The organism is Aeromonas sp. 102P (genome assembly GCF_051920345.1).
Taxonomy (GTDB): Bacteria; Pseudomonadota; Gammaproteobacteria; order Enterobacterales; family Aeromonadaceae; genus Aeromonas; species Aeromonas veronii.
Window position 1 is genome coordinate 4484835 of record NZ_JBQBCZ010000001.1, and the last position, 13924, is coordinate 4498758.

General features: G+C 58.6%; 12 protein-coding genes and 12 tRNA genes. 5 read left to right on the forward strand and 19 right to left on the reverse strand.

Annotated features, from left to right (window positions below; all coding sequences use genetic code 11):
- Nucleotides 1-20: 20 nt before the first annotated feature.
- Together ACTG1K_RS20990 and ACTG1K_RS20995 are read right to left on the reverse strand one after the other, a co-directional pair.
- Entirely contained in the window at nucleotides 21-497 is a 477-nt protein-coding gene (locus tag ACTG1K_RS20990) for an Lrp/AsnC family transcriptional regulator (RefSeq protein ID WP_005304871.1), read from the reverse strand.
- Between the two features lie 311 nt (nucleotides 498-808).
- The gene (locus tag ACTG1K_RS20995; protein WP_440006648.1) at nucleotides 809-1432 is read right to left on the reverse strand and encodes a helix-turn-helix transcriptional regulator; all 624 of its coding nucleotides are present in this window, start codon (nucleotides 1430-1432) and stop codon (nucleotides 809-811) included.
- 106 nt (nucleotides 1433-1538) lie between these two features.
- On the opposite strand from ACTG1K_RS20995, the gene ACTG1K_RS21000 reads away from it, so the two are divergent.
- Together ACTG1K_RS21000 and ACTG1K_RS21005 are read left to right on the forward strand one after the other, a co-directional pair.
- Nucleotides 1539-2768: an MFS transporter gene (locus ACTG1K_RS21000; RefSeq protein WP_335842331.1), complete on the forward strand. Its 1230-nt coding sequence runs from the start codon at nucleotides 1539-1541 to the stop codon at nucleotides 2766-2768.
- Between the two features lie 110 nt (nucleotides 2769-2878).
- Nucleotides 2879-3697, forward strand: a complete 819-nt coding sequence (locus tag ACTG1K_RS21005; RefSeq protein ID WP_440006650.1) for a Cof-type HAD-IIB family hydrolase — start codon at nucleotides 2879-2881, stop codon at nucleotides 3695-3697.
- 51 nt (nucleotides 3698-3748) lie between these two features.
- Here ACTG1K_RS21005 and ACTG1K_RS21010 read toward each other — a convergent pair whose 3' ends face one another.
- Entirely contained in the window at nucleotides 3749-4312 is a 564-nt protein-coding gene (locus ACTG1K_RS21010; RefSeq protein ID WP_005362971.1) for a DUF2799 domain-containing protein, read from the reverse strand.
- A 206-nt stretch (nucleotides 4313-4518) separates the two neighbouring features.
- Here ACTG1K_RS21010 and ACTG1K_RS21015 point away from each other — a divergent pair, with 206 nt between their 5' ends.
- Together ACTG1K_RS21015 and ACTG1K_RS21020 are read left to right on the forward strand one after the other, a co-directional pair.
- Nucleotides 4519-5358: an isopenicillin N synthase family dioxygenase gene (locus ACTG1K_RS21015; protein WP_076492465.1), complete on the forward strand. Its 840-nt coding sequence runs from the start codon at nucleotides 4519-4521 to the stop codon at nucleotides 5356-5358.
- 211 nt (nucleotides 5359-5569) lie between these two features.
- Entirely contained in the window at nucleotides 5570-6883 is a 1314-nt protein-coding gene (locus ACTG1K_RS21020) for a sodium-dependent transporter (protein WP_005335722.1), read from the forward strand.
- A gap of 3 nt (nucleotides 6884-6886) precedes the next feature.
- Here ACTG1K_RS21020 and ACTG1K_RS21025 read toward each other — a convergent pair whose 3' ends face one another.
- Nucleotides 6887-7606 (reverse strand): substrate-binding periplasmic protein, encoded by a 720-nt coding sequence (locus ACTG1K_RS21025; protein ID WP_440006652.1) that lies wholly within the window; start codon nucleotides 7604-7606, stop codon nucleotides 6887-6889.
- A 432-nt stretch (nucleotides 7607-8038) separates the two neighbouring features.
- Between ACTG1K_RS21025 and ACTG1K_RS21030 the strand changes: the two genes are divergently transcribed.
- The gene (locus ACTG1K_RS21030; protein ID WP_440006654.1) at nucleotides 8039-9352 is read left to right on the forward strand and encodes a sodium-dependent transporter; all 1314 of its coding nucleotides are present in this window, start codon (nucleotides 8039-8041) and stop codon (nucleotides 9350-9352) included.
- Nucleotides 9353-9656: 304 nt separating this feature from the next.
- Here ACTG1K_RS21030 and ACTG1K_RS21035 read toward each other — a convergent pair.
- From ACTG1K_RS21035 to tolB, 15 genes are all read right to left on the reverse strand, one after another.
- Nucleotides 9657-9732 (reverse strand) — tRNA-Val (locus tag ACTG1K_RS21035).
- Between the two features lie 16 nt (nucleotides 9733-9748).
- A tRNA-Lys gene (locus ACTG1K_RS21040) sits at nucleotides 9749-9824 on the reverse strand.
- A 24-nt stretch (nucleotides 9825-9848) separates the two neighbouring features.
- Nucleotides 9849-9924 (reverse strand) — tRNA-Val (locus ACTG1K_RS21045).
- Between the two features lie 17 nt (nucleotides 9925-9941).
- Nucleotides 9942-10017, reverse strand: a tRNA-Lys gene (locus tag ACTG1K_RS21050).
- Between the two features lie 24 nt (nucleotides 10018-10041).
- Nucleotides 10042-10117: transfer RNA gene (locus ACTG1K_RS21055), tRNA-Val, on the reverse strand.
- Between the two features lie 16 nt (nucleotides 10118-10133).
- Nucleotides 10134-10209, reverse strand: a tRNA-Lys gene (locus ACTG1K_RS21060).
- 25 nt (nucleotides 10210-10234) lie between these two features.
- Nucleotides 10235-10310, reverse strand: a tRNA-Val gene (locus ACTG1K_RS21065).
- Between the two features lie 16 nt (nucleotides 10311-10326).
- A tRNA-Lys gene (locus ACTG1K_RS21070) sits at nucleotides 10327-10402 on the reverse strand.
- Between the two features lie 24 nt (nucleotides 10403-10426).
- Nucleotides 10427-10502 (reverse strand) — tRNA-Val (locus ACTG1K_RS21075).
- A gap of 16 nt (nucleotides 10503-10518) precedes the next feature.
- Nucleotides 10519-10594 (reverse strand) — tRNA-Lys (locus ACTG1K_RS21080).
- 24 nt (nucleotides 10595-10618) lie between these two features.
- A tRNA-Val gene (locus ACTG1K_RS21085) sits at nucleotides 10619-10694 on the reverse strand.
- Nucleotides 10695-10725: 31 nt separating this feature from the next.
- Nucleotides 10726-10801, reverse strand: a tRNA-Lys gene (locus tag ACTG1K_RS21090).
- A gap of 174 nt (nucleotides 10802-10975) precedes the next feature.
- Complete coding sequence (gene ybgF / locus ACTG1K_RS21095) at nucleotides 10976-11776, reverse strand: tol-pal system protein YbgF (protein ID WP_064341673.1); 801 nt, start codon at nucleotides 11774-11776, stop codon at nucleotides 10976-10978.
- Between the two features lie 158 nt (nucleotides 11777-11934).
- A complete protein-coding gene (gene pal, locus ACTG1K_RS21100; RefSeq protein ID WP_005313284.1) occupies nucleotides 11935-12459 on the reverse strand; it encodes a peptidoglycan-associated lipoprotein Pal in 525 nt (174 codons plus the stop codon).
- 49 nt (nucleotides 12460-12508) lie between these two features.
- Nucleotides 12509-13834 carry a Tol-Pal system beta propeller repeat protein TolB gene (gene tolB, locus ACTG1K_RS21105; protein WP_005335728.1) on the reverse strand — a complete coding sequence of 442 codons (1326 nt, stop codon included), beginning with the start codon at nucleotides 13832-13834 and terminating at the stop codon, nucleotides 12509-12511.
- Nucleotides 13835-13924 lie beyond the last annotated feature (90 nt).

The window sequence follows — 13924 nt, forward strand, 5'->3', positions numbered from 1 at the left end:
TATAAGCGGCTTGCGCGGGCTCACCCCAGATGGTTGAGCGGCAGCGCCGTCTTGTGCTTGATGCGGCGCAGCACGAAGCTGGAGCGCACTCCGGTCACCCCCGGAATATGGGTCAGCTTGTCCAGCAGGAAGTGCTGATAGTGCTCCATGTCGCGCACTACCACCTTGAGCTGGTAGTCGGCATCGTTGCCGGTGATGAGGTCACATTCGAGCACTTCGGGCAGCTCGCTGATGGCGCGATCGAAATTCTCGAACCGCTCCGGCGTATGTCTGTCCATGGAAATGTGAATGTAGGCGGTGAGGGTGAGGCCAAGCTGGCGGGCGTTGAGCAGAGTAACGTGGGTGTCGATGAGACCGGCATCCTCCAGCGCCTTGACCCGGCGGGAGCAGGGGGACGGCGAGAGCCCGACCAGCTCGGCCAGTTCCAGATTGCTGATGCGGCCATTCTCCTGCATCAGCTCGAGAATATGTCTGTCTATGCGATCAAGTTTCAGCATTTACCCTTCCTCGTTGCAATGACTAATCCACTTTTCCTAGATTAAGGGTGAACTATTGCAAAAACAACCGAAATAAGTGGTTACTTTGCAACCACTCACCGGCACGGGAGGGATACTATGGTTACATCTTCCGGTGGCAAAGCAGATACCTGACCGGGTCTCTGCGGTGAAGGACCTTACCGGGTCAAGAGCCCCATCAGCCGTCTTACCTTATCGGGAAACGACGGGCTGGAACGAGAGAACCCCCTCCCCGAAGGCAACAAAGCAGGCATCCCGGCGCCTGCTTTGTTGTTTTTGGGCGTTTGGCGCAATCAGAGCGCGGGCGGCGTGATGCGATAGAGGCAGCGATGAGCCCCCTCCAGCAGATATTGCTCCCGTTCCACCATCGCTGGCGCCAGCAGCTGGCGAAACAGCGCCAGTTCGCTGCGACAGAAACCACGGCAGGTGCGCGCCGCCGCACAGATGGGACAGTGGCTCTCCCACAGCAGCCAGCTGCCATCCTCTTCGCGGCGGGTCTCCGCCATGTAGCCCTCGCGAGTACGCAGCTCCTTGAGCGCCGCCAACCGGCCAGAGAGGCCATGGGACCCCAGCGCCTCCTGATAGCGAGCAAGCATCTGCTGCTCCCGCTGCTGGATCAGCCGTTCCATCCCCTCCTCGCCAAACAGCTCGCGCACGTTGTCGATCAGCTGCACGGTCAGGTCGCTATGGCTATCGGGGAAGCGCTGCCAGGCCTGCTCGGTGAGCTGCCACAGCCGCACGGGACGACCGCGCCCGCGGGCCTCGTCGCTGAATGTAACCCACCCCTCCTGCTCCAGCGTGAGCAGGTGCTGGCGGGCGCCCATGGAGGTCATCTGCAACTGCTCCCCCAACGCGGCGGCGCTCTGCGGGCCATGGCTCTTGAGCAGAAACAGGATCTTGTCGGTGCTTGCGTTCATGATCTCATTATGGGGAGCGCCCTTTATTAAATCAATAATTCACTTTACTTAATCCCGTCTATGAACCAGCATAAATAAACCAATAACTTTACTTAATGGGTGCAGCATGGAGAAACACGGGCACAAAAATCCCCTCTGGGTGCTGGTCATGACGGTCACGCTGGCAGTTGCAGGTTTCAGTCTCCCCTCCCCGGTGTTGGCACCTTTGCTGCTGGATCCGGCCCACGGCATGCTGACGCCGGAAGCCTCCGACTGGAGCCGCAAGGTGTGGCTGGGGGTCATCATGGGGCTCTATCCCCTGTTCCAGCTGGTGGGCAGCCCCTGGCTCGGTCGCCTCTCCGACCGCTATGGCCGCAAGCCACTGCTGTTGCTCTCGCTGGCGGGGGTACTGGCAGGCTATGCCCTGATGGCACTCGGTATCGCCTGGCGCTCCCTCCCCCTGTTGCTGCTCAGCCGGATTGTGGAGGGGCTGTGCAACGGCAACATCGCCATCGTGCAGGCGATGGCGGCGGATCTCGCCGGCAAGGAGCACAAGGCCCGCAGCTTCGCCTGGATCAACATCGGCATGAATCTGGGCTGGGTCGTGGGGCCGATGATCGGGGGCTACGCCGCGGTGATCTCGGGGGATTACAGTCTGGCCGCCTGGCTGGCGGTAGGAATGACCCTGCTCAACCTGCTGCTGGTCTACTGGCTGATCCCCTATCGTCCGCCGGTGGCGGCCACCCGTCAGACAGCGACCCTCTCCAGCCGCCAGCTGTTGTTGCAACCGGCCCTGCTGCCCTACTTCGCACTCACCCTGATCAGCTATGGCGCCGTGCAGCTCTATTTCACCTACTTCAATATCTGGCTGGTGGAGAGGCTGGCGTGGGATCCGGCCCAGCTGGCGCAGGCAGCAGTGCTGGTGAGTCTGCCCATGATGGCGGGTTCCTGGCTCGGCTCCCGCATCGCCCGCCACTGGCGCGGCAGCTCCCTCGGGATCGTCGGCCATCTGGTGATGGCGAGCGGCATGCTGCTCTTTATCCTGCCCGTGCACTGGTGGGGACTGGCGCTTACCTTCGTTCCCGCTGGCATCGGCATGAGTCTGGGGGAGCTGGCCACCTCGGTGGCAATCTCCAACCGCAGTCACCCGGAGCAGCAGGGGCAGGCGATGGGGCTCTACCGCGCCCTCGCCGTGGGCAGCGAGATCCTGGCGGTGCTGCTCGGCAGTCTGGTGCTGCTGGCCGGTACCGAGTGGCCCTTCTATCTTGCCACCCTCTGCTCCCTTGCCAGTGCCGCCGGTTTCTATCTGCTGCGCCGCCGTGCCGACCGTCGTCAACAGCTGGCCAGCTGCACCTGAGCCACGAAGGGATCACAGTTCGGCGCTTCGGCCGCGGGCAAGACTTGCATCGGGGCGCCGGGTCTGGGACGGTAAGGCTCTTTGCGGATTTGTTCGATGCTGGAGGAGCTATGAGTGAGTACAAGGCCATCGCGCTCGATATGGATGGCACCCTGCTGACCCGGGATCACAAGATCTCGTCGGCCACCCGGGCAGCCCTGGCGCAGGCACGCGCCCACGGCATCAAGGTGCTGCTGGTCACGGGGCGCCACTACATGACGGCACGCCCCTTCCACCACGAGCTGGCCCTCGATACCCCCCTCATCTGCAGCAATGGCGCCTATCTCTATGAGCCGGTGCAGAACCGGATCCTCAGCGGCGACCCGCTGGCGACCGCCCCGCTTACCGAGCTGCTGGCCGCGGTCGAGGCTCAGCAGATGGGCGCCCTGTTCCACCTGAGCGAGGGGATCGGCTACATCGGCAGTGAAGAGCATGTCACCCGCATCCGCCACTGGTCGGCCAATCAGCCGGATCACCTCAAGATCGCCCTCCACCCGGTCGAGGCTCTGGCAGGCTGGCTCGACAACCCGGTCTGGAAGCTGGAGCTGTTCAATCAGGATCCGGCACGCCTGCACACCTTTATGGGCGAGGTGGTCGAGCAGATGCCCTTTACCCGTGACTGGGCGGCCCCCTATGCGGTGGAGCTGGTACAGCCCGGTTGCAGCAAGGGCAACCGGCTGGCCCAGTGGGCTGCCAGCGAAGGGATTGCGATGGAGCAGGTAGTGGCGTTTGGTGACAACAACAACGACATCAGCATGTTCGAGCAAGTTGGGCTGGCGGTGGCCATGGGCAATGCGGCCCCGCAGATCCAGAGCCATGCCCATCGGGTCACGGCCGACCACAACGAAGATGGTATCGCACTGGCGCTGCAGCGCTGGGTACTGCCCTGATCTGACAGGATACAACATGGCCAGCACGCGGGCTGGCCATGAAGAGAGGGATTAACCGCCGAAGGAAAACTGGATCACCCGATCCGGATAACGCAGACGGTTGTACTCCCGGCGCAGGGATTCGTAGTGGCGAATGGCCCGATCGCGCTTGGCGCGGTAATAGTCACGCTGTTCAGTGTTGGTTTCGTTGCGGATGCTGCGCTCCAGCGTATCGATATCACGCTCGGTACGCTCCAGCTCGTCGCTGATCTCCCGCAGGCGGGCAGCCAGTTTGTACTCTTCGTAGCCACGCTGATACTGCTTGAGGAAGCTGGCGTCATTGGGGCATACCCCCAGATAGGCCTGCCCCTCCTTGCCCTTGCTGTAAGCCAGCTCGGGAATGCAGTAGAGCTCCAGCCCCTTGTCGTAGCCCCGTTTCCACTCGGCTTCATCCACTTTGAGGCCATATTCGCTGCAAGACGAAACGTAATCGCGGGTCGCCTGACGGGTTTTGCCTTCCGATCCATCCTGATAACCCAGGTTGTACCAGCTCATGGTGCGGCACTCATCTTCTGACAGGGCACTGCATCCCGCCAGCAATACCGGCAGGGTCAGCAACAGGATTTTGGGGGACATGAACAGACTCCGGAAAAGATAGTGACCGGCATTCTAGAGAGGATAAAAGGCCATAACAAGGGATGCGCTCCCGTGCGGTCTGGCGCGGTTTATTTGATGTTTTTGTCACTATTCAACGCCGTGCCAGACGGGCGGCCAACCCGCTTTCCTTGTTATCAGGCGCAAGGTAAACTGCGCCATCTTTTAACTGGCGCGCAACAAAAACAATGAAAGTCCTGACCGTCGATTACCGCTCACCCGATGCGGCCCAACGCTTCACCGAATCCCTGCGAACCACCGGCTTTGGCGTGCTGACCAACCACCCCATCCCGAAAGAGCTGGTGCAGTCCATCTACGACAACTGGTATCGCTTCTTCATGAGCGAGCAGAAGCAGGATTTCCTGTTCAACCGCGAAACCCAGGATGGCTACTTCCCGCCGTCGGTCTCCGAGGTGGCCAAGGGCCATAGCCAGAAAGACATCAAGGAGTACTTCCACATCTACCCCTGGGGCCAGATGCCGGAAGAACTGAAGGAGCAGGCGATGGAGTACTACCGCCTCGCCAACGGTCTGGCCGCCGAGCTGCTGGGCTGGGTCGAGCAGTACACCCCGGCCGATATCGCCGCTCACTACAGCTGCCCCCTCTCCTCGATGATCGAAGAGAGCCAGAAGACCCTGCTGCGGGTGCTGCACTATCCGCCGTTCGATGGTACCGAGGAGCCGGGCGCCATCCGCGCCGCCGCCCACGAAGATATCAACCTGCTCACCATTCTCCCCGCCGCCAACGAACCGGGGCTGCAGGTGAAGGGCTCCGATGGCGAATGGATGGATGTGCCGTGCGACTTTGGCACCCTCATCATCAACATCGGCGACATGCTGCAGGAAGCCTCTCGCGGCTACTATCCCTCCACCACCCACCGCGTCATCAACCCGACCGGTGGCAGCGCAGCCAAGTCACGCATCTCCCTGCCGCTGTTCCTCCACCCGCGCCCGGATGTGGTGCTCTCCGAGCGCCATACTGCCCACAGCTACCTGATGGAGCGGCTGCGGGAGCTCGGGGTGATCTAGTCCACCGACGAGCAGTTGTCAGAGACCAAACCGGAGCAATCTCGCTCCGGTTTTTATTTGGTGGCAGGATTGGGCAAAAAACAGAATTAAATTAGCCAATCATGCCAATAAATCGCATTTATACCTGATAACCGTCGTAGTGATTGCGCCGTGACCTCCGTAACATGAGCGCCATTCTGCCCCTGCCAAGGGGCGCTCGATTGGAGTTCTTATGAAGCAGTCCCAATGGTCATCCCGACTAGGCTACATCCTCGCCGCAGCGGGTTCCGCGGTCGGTATCGGCGCAATCTGGAAATTCCCCTATGTCACAGCCGTCAACGGCGGCGGCGCCTTCCTGCTGGTCTTTCTGCTGTTCAGCTTCACCCTGGGGGTGGCGGTATTGATGGGGGAGACCCTGCTCGGCAGCATGAGTCGCCGCGGGGTAGTCGGTGCCTTCTCCGATCTGCTCGGCAAACAGTGGCGCTGGGTTGGGGTAATGGGGGTGATCTCTACCCTGCTCATCTACTGCTTCTACAGCGTGGTGGGCGGCTGGACCCTGGGCTATACCGGCATGGCCATCTCAGGCCAGCTCAACCATGGGGATGCGGCGGCCCTCACCGCCCGCTTCAATGACTATGTCAGCGGCGACGTCTGGCCAATCCTCACTCACCTGCTGTTTGCCGCCCTCACCTGGATGGTGGTGCAAGGCGGCATTCAGAAAGGGGTGGAGCGCACCCTGCGCTGGATGATGCCAGCCCTGTTCCTGATGATCCTGATGCTGGTCGCCTTTGGCCTCACCCTGCCCAATGCGATGGCGGGAGTACGTCACTTCCTGATGCCCGACTTCAGCAAGCTGGGGATGTCCGGCGTGCTCGATGCCATGGGACTGGCCTTCTTCTCCCTCTCCATCGGTCTTGGCATCCACACCACCTACGGTGCCTATCTGCCGACCAGCGAAGGGGTTGGTCGCTCCAGCCTCTGGGTGGTGCTGCTGGCCAGCATGGTGGCAGTACTGGCGGGGCTGATGATCTTCCCGGTGCTGGCCTCGACCGGTATCGACCCGGCCTCCGGTCCCGGTCTCACCTTTATGACCATGCCGGCGGTATTTCAGCTGCTGCCCTTCGGTCAGGTGCTTGAGGTGATCTTCTTCGCCCTGCTGGTCTTTGCCGCGCTCTCCTCGGCCATCTCCCTGCTGGAGCATTTGCAGTGCTTCCTGTGCGAGACCTGGGGTTGGTCACGCCGCACGGCCTGCAGCGCCATCACTGGATTCGTCATGGTTAGCGGTGTTCCGGTCAGCCTGTCGTTTGGCCCGCTGCAACACGCAACCCTGTTTGGCAAAACCATCTTCGAGCTGCTGGACTTTGTCACCTCCAACCTGATGATGCCGCTGTTTGGCCTGATGCTGACGCTGCTGCTGGGTTGGAAGCTGGGGCGCAAGGCACTGCCGCAGGGGATTGCCAGCCACTGGCATCACCTGCTGATGAACTGCTGGCGCTGGATTGCCCCCTTGCTGATCGGCGGGATCTTGATTCGCGGTCTGGTGTGACGGTTACTCTTCGCGGGCGGGCTCATCGGCCCGCCCCTGTGCGGCTCTGACGGCCTCCAGGGCATGCTGCCAGCGGGTGATCTCGGCATCATCCGTTCCCTTGGAGAAGACGATATAGAGACCGGCCTGATGGAGCAGCACGCCACTGCTGACGATGCTGCGCCGGGATAACCCCATCTTGTCGAGGGTGGCCTCCATCACCAGCTCCGCCATCGGCAAGGCATCGATCTTGCCCAGCATCAGCCGCTCTATCGCCTCCCCGACCGTCTTGTAGCGCACCAGATTGGTGTAGCCCTCATGGGTCAGCCGCACGTCATCGGCATTGCCCAGCACGACCCCCACTCTGGGCAGATCCCGCAGCTGCGCCAGCGAGGTCAGCGGGTGGCGACTATCCGGTACCTGATAGATAAAGACCCGATTGATAAAGAGCGGGCCAACCCATTTGAAATGAGACTCCCGCTCCGGGAGCCGCTGTACCACGAACAGTCCATAGCCGGGCTCGACCCGTGCCAGCGCCAGCGCCCGCTTGAGCGGGTAAATCCGCACCGGATAACGGGTGCCAAGCTCCTCCTGCACCTCATCAATCAAACGAATGGCGAAGCCATCGAGCTTGCCATCGCGGTATTCGGTAAAGGGGGGTAAGTCGTGACTCAGCAGGGTTAATCCGGACTGCGCCGACACACTCAGGCTGATCAGCAACCAGGGCAGCACCATCCATCTCATATGACAACCTGTCTCATCGTTGTTCCCGTCGGCGCCATGTCGCGGCCACTAGTTCCAGAAGAAGCTACGTCGATTATCGCCCAGTAAATAGCCACAAGGTAGAAAAGATACGGCCCGGCGAGGTTTTCCCCCATTGAGTTGTACGTATAGCCAGAGTGGTGACAGCGGCACACATAAAAAATTTTTTATTTTATGTGTCAATTATTCTTTCCATGGTTTAGGCTGTTTCCTCATTCATAAGTCAGGTTGTCACCTCATGTCTGCCATCCTCGTGCTGTTTGGTCGATTTTTTAGCTCGCAAGAGAGGTGACCTTGCACGCACAGTTTTTCTGAATGTTCATTGCAAAGGTCGCCTCAGGCGGCCTTTTTTATGGTCTGTCGTTTATTGCTACTCAGGAGTATTGCTTCGATGTCGTGTTACCCGGAGGTTGTATGAGCCAGGTTCAGTGGTCTTCCCGTCTCGGTCATGTGTTGGCCGCAGCAGGCACAGCGATTGGCCTTGGTGCCATCTGGAAGTTTCCCTATGTGACCGCCACCAATGGCGGTGGTGCCTTCCTGCTGGTTTTTCTGCTGTTCAGCTTCACCCTGGGGGTAGCGGTACAGGTCGGCGAAACTCTGCTCGGCAGCCATAGCCAGCGCGGGGTGCTCGGCGCTTTTCGCAAACTGGTGGGGCCGAACTGGCGCTGGATGGGGTATATGGGGATCGCCTGCGGCTTCTTTATCTACAGCTTCTACAGCGTGGTCGGTGGCTGGACCGTGGGTTACGCCGCGCTGGCGATGGCTGGCAAGCTCAACCTGAGCGAGGGGAGCGCCCTCACCGCCCTGTTCAACGGCTATGTCAGCAACCCCTGGTGGCCGGTGCTGACCCATCTGGTGTTTGCCGGGCTAACCTGGTGGTTCGTGCAGGGAGGTATTCAGAAAGGAGTGGAGCGGGCACTGCGCTGGATGATGCCCGCGCTCTTCATCATGATGTTGTTGCTGGTAGGGGTCGGTCTCTCCATGCCGGGCTCCATGGCGGGTGTGCGCCAGCTGCTGCTGCCGGACTTCTCCATGCTGACCGGCCAGAGCGTGCTGGACGCGCTGGGACTGGCCTTCTTCTCCCTCTCCATCGGGCTCGGGGTACACACTACCTATGGCGCCTACCTGCCCAATAGCGAAGGGGTGCTGCGCTCCGGGGTCTGGGTGGTCACCCTGGCAAGCCTTATCTCGGTGCTGGCGGGCTTGATGATCTTCCCGGCGCTGGCCTCCACCGGCATCGATCCCACCGCGGGCCCAGGACTCACCTTTATGACCATGCCAGCCGTGTTCAGTCATCTGCCGCTCGGTCAGGGGCTGGGGGTAGTCTTCTTCCTGTTGCTGCTGGTCGCCGCTCTCTCCTCCTCCATCTCCATGCTGGAGCATCTGGTGCGCTTCACCACCGAGGAGTGGGGTTGGTCGCGTCGTGGCGCCTGCAGGGTACTGACTCTGCTCATCATGGCATCCGGCATTCCGGTGAGCCTGTCGTTCGGCCCATGGAGCGATCTGACCCTGTTTGGCAAAACCATCTTCGAGCTGCTCGACTATCTGACCTCCAACCTGATGATGCCGCTGTTTGGTCTGGTACTGACCCTGCTGCTGGGCTGGCGATTGGGTGATGCCATATTGCCTGCGGGCCTGTCACCCGCCCTGCGTCTGGCGCTGCTCTGGTGCTGGCGCGTGGTGGCGCCGCTGCTGATCAGCGGGATCCTGATCCGCGGGATCATGTAACACCTTGCGCATCCTTGCGGGCAGGCTTTGGCCTGCCCTTTTTATTGCTGGCGTTTGCTTTAACAGGCGTTCATATGAGCAGCATCACGATGGACAGGAGTGAAGTCAGTGGCCGTCGAACAATCTCGGAAGAGCAGGATGAAAAAGGATTGGAGTGGCAGAGTGGCACTGTAAGAGGTGGCGTTCGGCTCGCCACACCGGCAACAAAAGAAGTTGAAGTACTGAATTGCGGGCAAAAAAATCCCCATCTGAGTGGGGACTTTCTCTGCAACTGAAGCTGATATCTCAGCCTCGCTTGCGAATATGGTGGTCGTTACTGGGATCGAACCAGTGACCCCCTCCTTGTAAGGGAGGTGCTCTCCCAGCTGAGCTAAACGACCTGGGATTCTGAAATGATGGTGGGTCGTGCTGGATTCGAACCAGCGACCAATTGATTAAAAGTCAACTGCTCTACCGACTGAGCTAACGACCCATCTAAATCATTTTTTCTACAAACTGGTGGTCGTTACTGGGATCGAACCAGTGACCCCCTCCTTGTAAGGGAGGTGCTCTCCCAGCTGAGCTAAACGACCTGGGATTCTTGAAATGATGGTGGGTCGTGCTGGATTCGAACCAGCGACCAATTGATTAAAAGTCAACTGCTCTACCGACTGAGCTAACGACCCATCTAAATCATTTTTTTTACAAACTGGTGGTCGTTACTGGGATCGAACCAGTGACCCCCTCCTTGTAAGGGAGGTGCTCTCCCAGCTGAGCTAAACGACCTGGGATTCTGAAATGATGGTGGGTCGTGCTGGATTCGAACCAGCGACCAATTGATTAAAAGTCAACTGCTCTACCGACTGAGCTAACGACCCATCTAAATCATTTTTTTTTACAAACTGGTGGTCGTTACTGGGATCGAACCAGTGACCCCCTCCTTGTAAGGGAGGTGCTCTCCCAGCTGAGCTAAACGACCTGGGATTCTGAAATGATGGTGGGTCGTGCTGGATTCGAACCAGCGACCAATTGATTAAAAGTCAACTGCTCTACCGACTGAGCTAACGACCCATCTAAATCATTTTTTCTACAAACTGGTGGTCGTTACTGGGATCGAACCAGTGACCCCCTCCTTGTAAGGGAGGTGCTCTCCCAGCTGAGCTAAACGACCTGGGATTCTGAAATGATGGTGGGTCGTGCTGGATTCGAACCAGCGACCAATTGATTAAAAGTCAACTGCTCTACCGACTGAGCTAACGACCCATCTAAATCATTTTTTCTACAAACTGGTGGTCGTTACTGGGATCGAACCAGTGACCCCCTCCTTGTAAGGGAGGTGCTCTCCCAGCTGAGCTAAACGACCTGGGAATTCTGTCTCCACCGAGTGGAGAAAATGGTGGGTCGTGCTGGATTCGAACCAGCGACCAATTGATTAAAAGTCAACTGCTCTACCGACTGAGCTAACGACCCTCACCACGACCAGTTCCGACTGCATTACTGCTTCGGCTCTGACGGCGGCCTATATTACGGATTTAAATTTCCGGTGCAACAGAAAATTCGTAATTTAAATCCGTTTGCTCACTGTGCGTACAAATGCAGGCTGTTTTTACAGTAGCGTTACGAAAACAGTGACATACAGCAATGTTACAGCTTGGCCAGACTCTGTTTGGCCAACTGGGCTGGCGAGGTGTTGGGATAGCCCTTGATCACCTGCTCATAGAAGGATTTAGCTTCCGCCTTCTTGCCATCCAGCTGCGCCAGCATACCCAGCTTCAGCAGCGCATCGGCTCGCTTGGGGGATTTACTGTATTTGTTGGCCACGGTCGAAAACTGGGCCGAGGCACCGGCTCTGTCACCCTTGTTGAACAGCAACTGGCCGAGCCAGTAGTGTGCATTGGGAACATAACCCGAATTGGGGTACTGCTTGATGAAACCCTGGAAAGCCGGAATGGCTTTGTCGTAGTTCTTCTCTTTGAGCACCATGTTGACCGCTGCGTCGTAGGCCTGGTTCTCATCCTGATTGGTTGAGTAATTGGCGGCAGCAGCCGGTGTGGCAGCAGCAGGGGCCGGGGCGGCTGGAGCAGCTTGCTGGCTGCTGGCAACCTTGTCGAGCTCTTGGTAGAGCTGGCGCTGGCGCTCTTGCGACTGTTCCATCTGGTAGGTCTGCTGCTCCAGCTGACCACGCAGCTCGGAGACCTCCCCTTGCAGGGAGTCGACCTGTTGCTGCAATTCAGCTTGCAGTCGCAGACGGGCATTGAGGGTGCGCTCCAGCAGGGCAACCCGATCTTCCAGGCTACCGGTGGGCACGATGGCGCCGTTGTTGCCACTAAGGACAACGCCACCACCCGAGTCACCGCCCAGATCGCTGACCGGTGCTGCAGCTTGCGCATTCAGAGCAACCATTACGGCCAGCGCAACGACAGCTTGCTTGTACACAGATTTCATTCGGATCAAACCTTAGCGTTTAGTACAGATAAAACGGCCAGCGCCATCGTCGCTCGCATATGCAGATTTCATTCGGATCAAACCTTGGCGTTTAGTGCAAATAAAACGGCCATCGAAATGGCCGCTTGCATATAAACGAACTTCGTTCGGTTTAAACCTTAGTAAACCAGAACCGCGCGGCGGTTTTTGGCAAAGGCATCCTCGGTGTGGGACAGATCCAGCGGCTTCTCTTCGCCATAGCTGACGATGGAGAGCTGCTCGGCCTGCACACCCAGGGTTTGCAGATACTTGGCAACAGCCTTGGCACGACGCTCGCCCAGGGCGATGTTGTACTCCGGAGTACCGCGCTCATCGGCGTGACCTTCGATCAGGACTTTCACGCTCGGGCGCTCGCGCAGGTAGCTGGCGTGGGCATCCAGCAGATCAGCGTACTGACCCTGGATATCGTAACCGTCGAACGGGAAGTAGATCACGTTGTCACGCTGCAGTGCTTCGAACTTCTGACGCATCTGCTCTTCCGGGGACAACATGCCGTTGGCGCCGCCGGTTTGTACACCGCCCATGCCGTCGGTCATACCTGATTCAGCGCCAGCGGCGTCGGAATCAGAAGAAGAACTACAAGCGGCCAGGGTGAACAGTGGCAGTGCGATGGCCAAACCCTTGAGCAGTTTATTGAGTTGCATGCTATTTCCTTAAACCTTTATAACAAAACAAAAAACAATTGGATTTTTATCAATTCAAGAAGGGCGACCAAGCTGGTGCACGAATTTCACCGCTACTGGTCGGAAGCACAGCCTTGAAGCGACCATCAGTCGACACCAACGCGAGACTCTTACGACCCTGATAGATGGTGGCATAAATGATCATGCTGCCATTGGGAGCCACACTTGGCGACTCATCCAGAGCACTCTGGGTAAGGACCAACAGGGCATTGTTTTCCATGTCCTGACGGGCAATACGATACTGTCCCTGAACACGGGTCACCATCACCATGATTTTGCCATCAGGAGTGATGGATGCACCCTGGTTGGATTCACCTTCCCAAGTCATCCGGCGAGTCATACCAGTCGCCAAATTTACGCTATAAATCTGGGGTTTGCCACCACGTTCAGAGGTGAACAACAAATTTTGCCCATCCGGCATCCAGGAGGGTTCGGTGTCGATCACACGGCTGGTTGTGACGCGGGTCAGCTGCTTGCTAGCGACATCAACCACATAGAGGTTCGGTGAACCATCTTTGGAGAGAACGATAGCCAGACGACGACCATCCGGAGACCACTCCGGCGCCCCGTTAATACCGCGGAAACTGGTGATCAGGCTGCGCTGCTGGGTGTAGATATCCTGCACGTAGATTTCGGACTTCTGGTTCTCGAAGCTCACGTAAGCCAGCTTGCTGCCATCCGGCGACCAGGCCGGAGACATCAACGGTTCGCGGGAGCGCAGCAGGGTCTTCTCGTTGTAACCGTCGTAGTCAGAAATGCGCAGCTGGTACGGGAACTGGGTACCCTGCTGTACGGAGACGTAAGCCAGACGGGTCAGGAAGGCACCGCGCTCGCCAGTCAAACGCTCATAGACGATGTCGGAGATACGGTGGGCAAACTGGCGCATCTGGGCACCCGGGATGGTCGCCATACGGCTATCCAGAATGTAACCGTTGCTCTCGCCACCTTGTGCCTTGGCCAGCTGGCCTTTCAGCACATCGACCAGCTCGAAGTTCACCTTGTAGGTGCCGTCACCGACTGCCGAAATGGAACCCACCACCACGGCTTCAACCCCTTGGGAGGCCCAGGGAGCGAAGTTGATCTCGCTGCTGCTGCTCGGGGTTTGCGGCATCTGGCCACGGGCCAGCGGCTTGAACTTGCCGCTGCGCATCAGGTCGTTGGAGACCACTTCCGCGATGTCCTGCGGCAACTGCCCGTTACCTTCCCACTTGAAGGGGGCGACAGCGATGGGGCGTGCGCTATCAATACCGCCGGTGATGACGATGTCCAGGGCCGCCTGGGCACTCTGGCCCAGCAACAAACAGCCAACCAAAGCAAAAAATACTTTTCTGATCATGGCTTAAATACTCGGTTCCAATATAGATGAGAGGTTAAATTCCTTTCTCGGCGAGAGGTTGCCAACCGGAGGCAAGCAACCTCGTTTTAT

What these genes read in the sequence shown, in the direction of transcription:
- ACTG1K_RS20990 (WP_005304871.1), bottom strand. Translation starts at nt 497, where the DNA reads ATGCTGAAACTTGATCGCATAGACAGACATATTCTCGAGCTGATGCAG.
- ACTG1K_RS20995 (WP_440006648.1), bottom strand. Translation starts at nt 1,432, where the DNA reads ATGAACGCAAGCACCGACAAGATCCTGTTTCTGCTCAAGAGCCATGGC.
- ACTG1K_RS21000 (WP_335842331.1), top strand. Translation starts at nt 1,539, where the DNA reads ATGGAGAAACACGGGCACAAAAATCCCCTCTGGGTGCTGGTCATGACG.
- ACTG1K_RS21005 (WP_440006650.1), top strand. Translation starts at nt 2,879, where the DNA reads ATGAGTGAGTACAAGGCCATCGCGCTCGATATGGATGGCACCCTGCTG.
- ACTG1K_RS21010 (WP_005362971.1), bottom strand. Translation starts at nt 4,312, where the DNA reads ATGTCCCCCAAAATCCTGTTGCTGACCCTGCCGGTATTGCTGGCGGGA.
- ACTG1K_RS21015 (WP_076492465.1), top strand. Translation starts at nt 4,519, where the DNA reads ATGAAAGTCCTGACCGTCGATTACCGCTCACCCGATGCGGCCCAACGC.
- ACTG1K_RS21020 (WP_005335722.1), top strand. Translation starts at nt 5,570, where the DNA reads ATGAAGCAGTCCCAATGGTCATCCCGACTAGGCTACATCCTCGCCGCA.
- ACTG1K_RS21025 (WP_440006652.1), bottom strand. Translation starts at nt 7,606, where the DNA reads ATGAGATGGATGGTGCTGCCCTGGTTGCTGATCAGCCTGAGTGTGTCG.
- ACTG1K_RS21030 (WP_440006654.1), top strand. Translation starts at nt 8,039, where the DNA reads ATGAGCCAGGTTCAGTGGTCTTCCCGTCTCGGTCATGTGTTGGCCGCA.
- ybgF (WP_064341673.1), bottom strand. Translation starts at nt 11,776, where the DNA reads ATGAAATCTGTGTACAAGCAAGCTGTCGTTGCGCTGGCCGTAATGGTT.
- pal (WP_005313284.1), bottom strand. Translation starts at nt 12,459, where the DNA reads ATGCAACTCAATAAACTGCTCAAGGGTTTGGCCATCGCACTGCCACTG.
- tolB (WP_005335728.1), bottom strand. Translation starts at nt 13,834, where the DNA reads ATGATCAGAAAAGTATTTTTTGCTTTGGTTGGCTGTTTGTTGCTGGGC.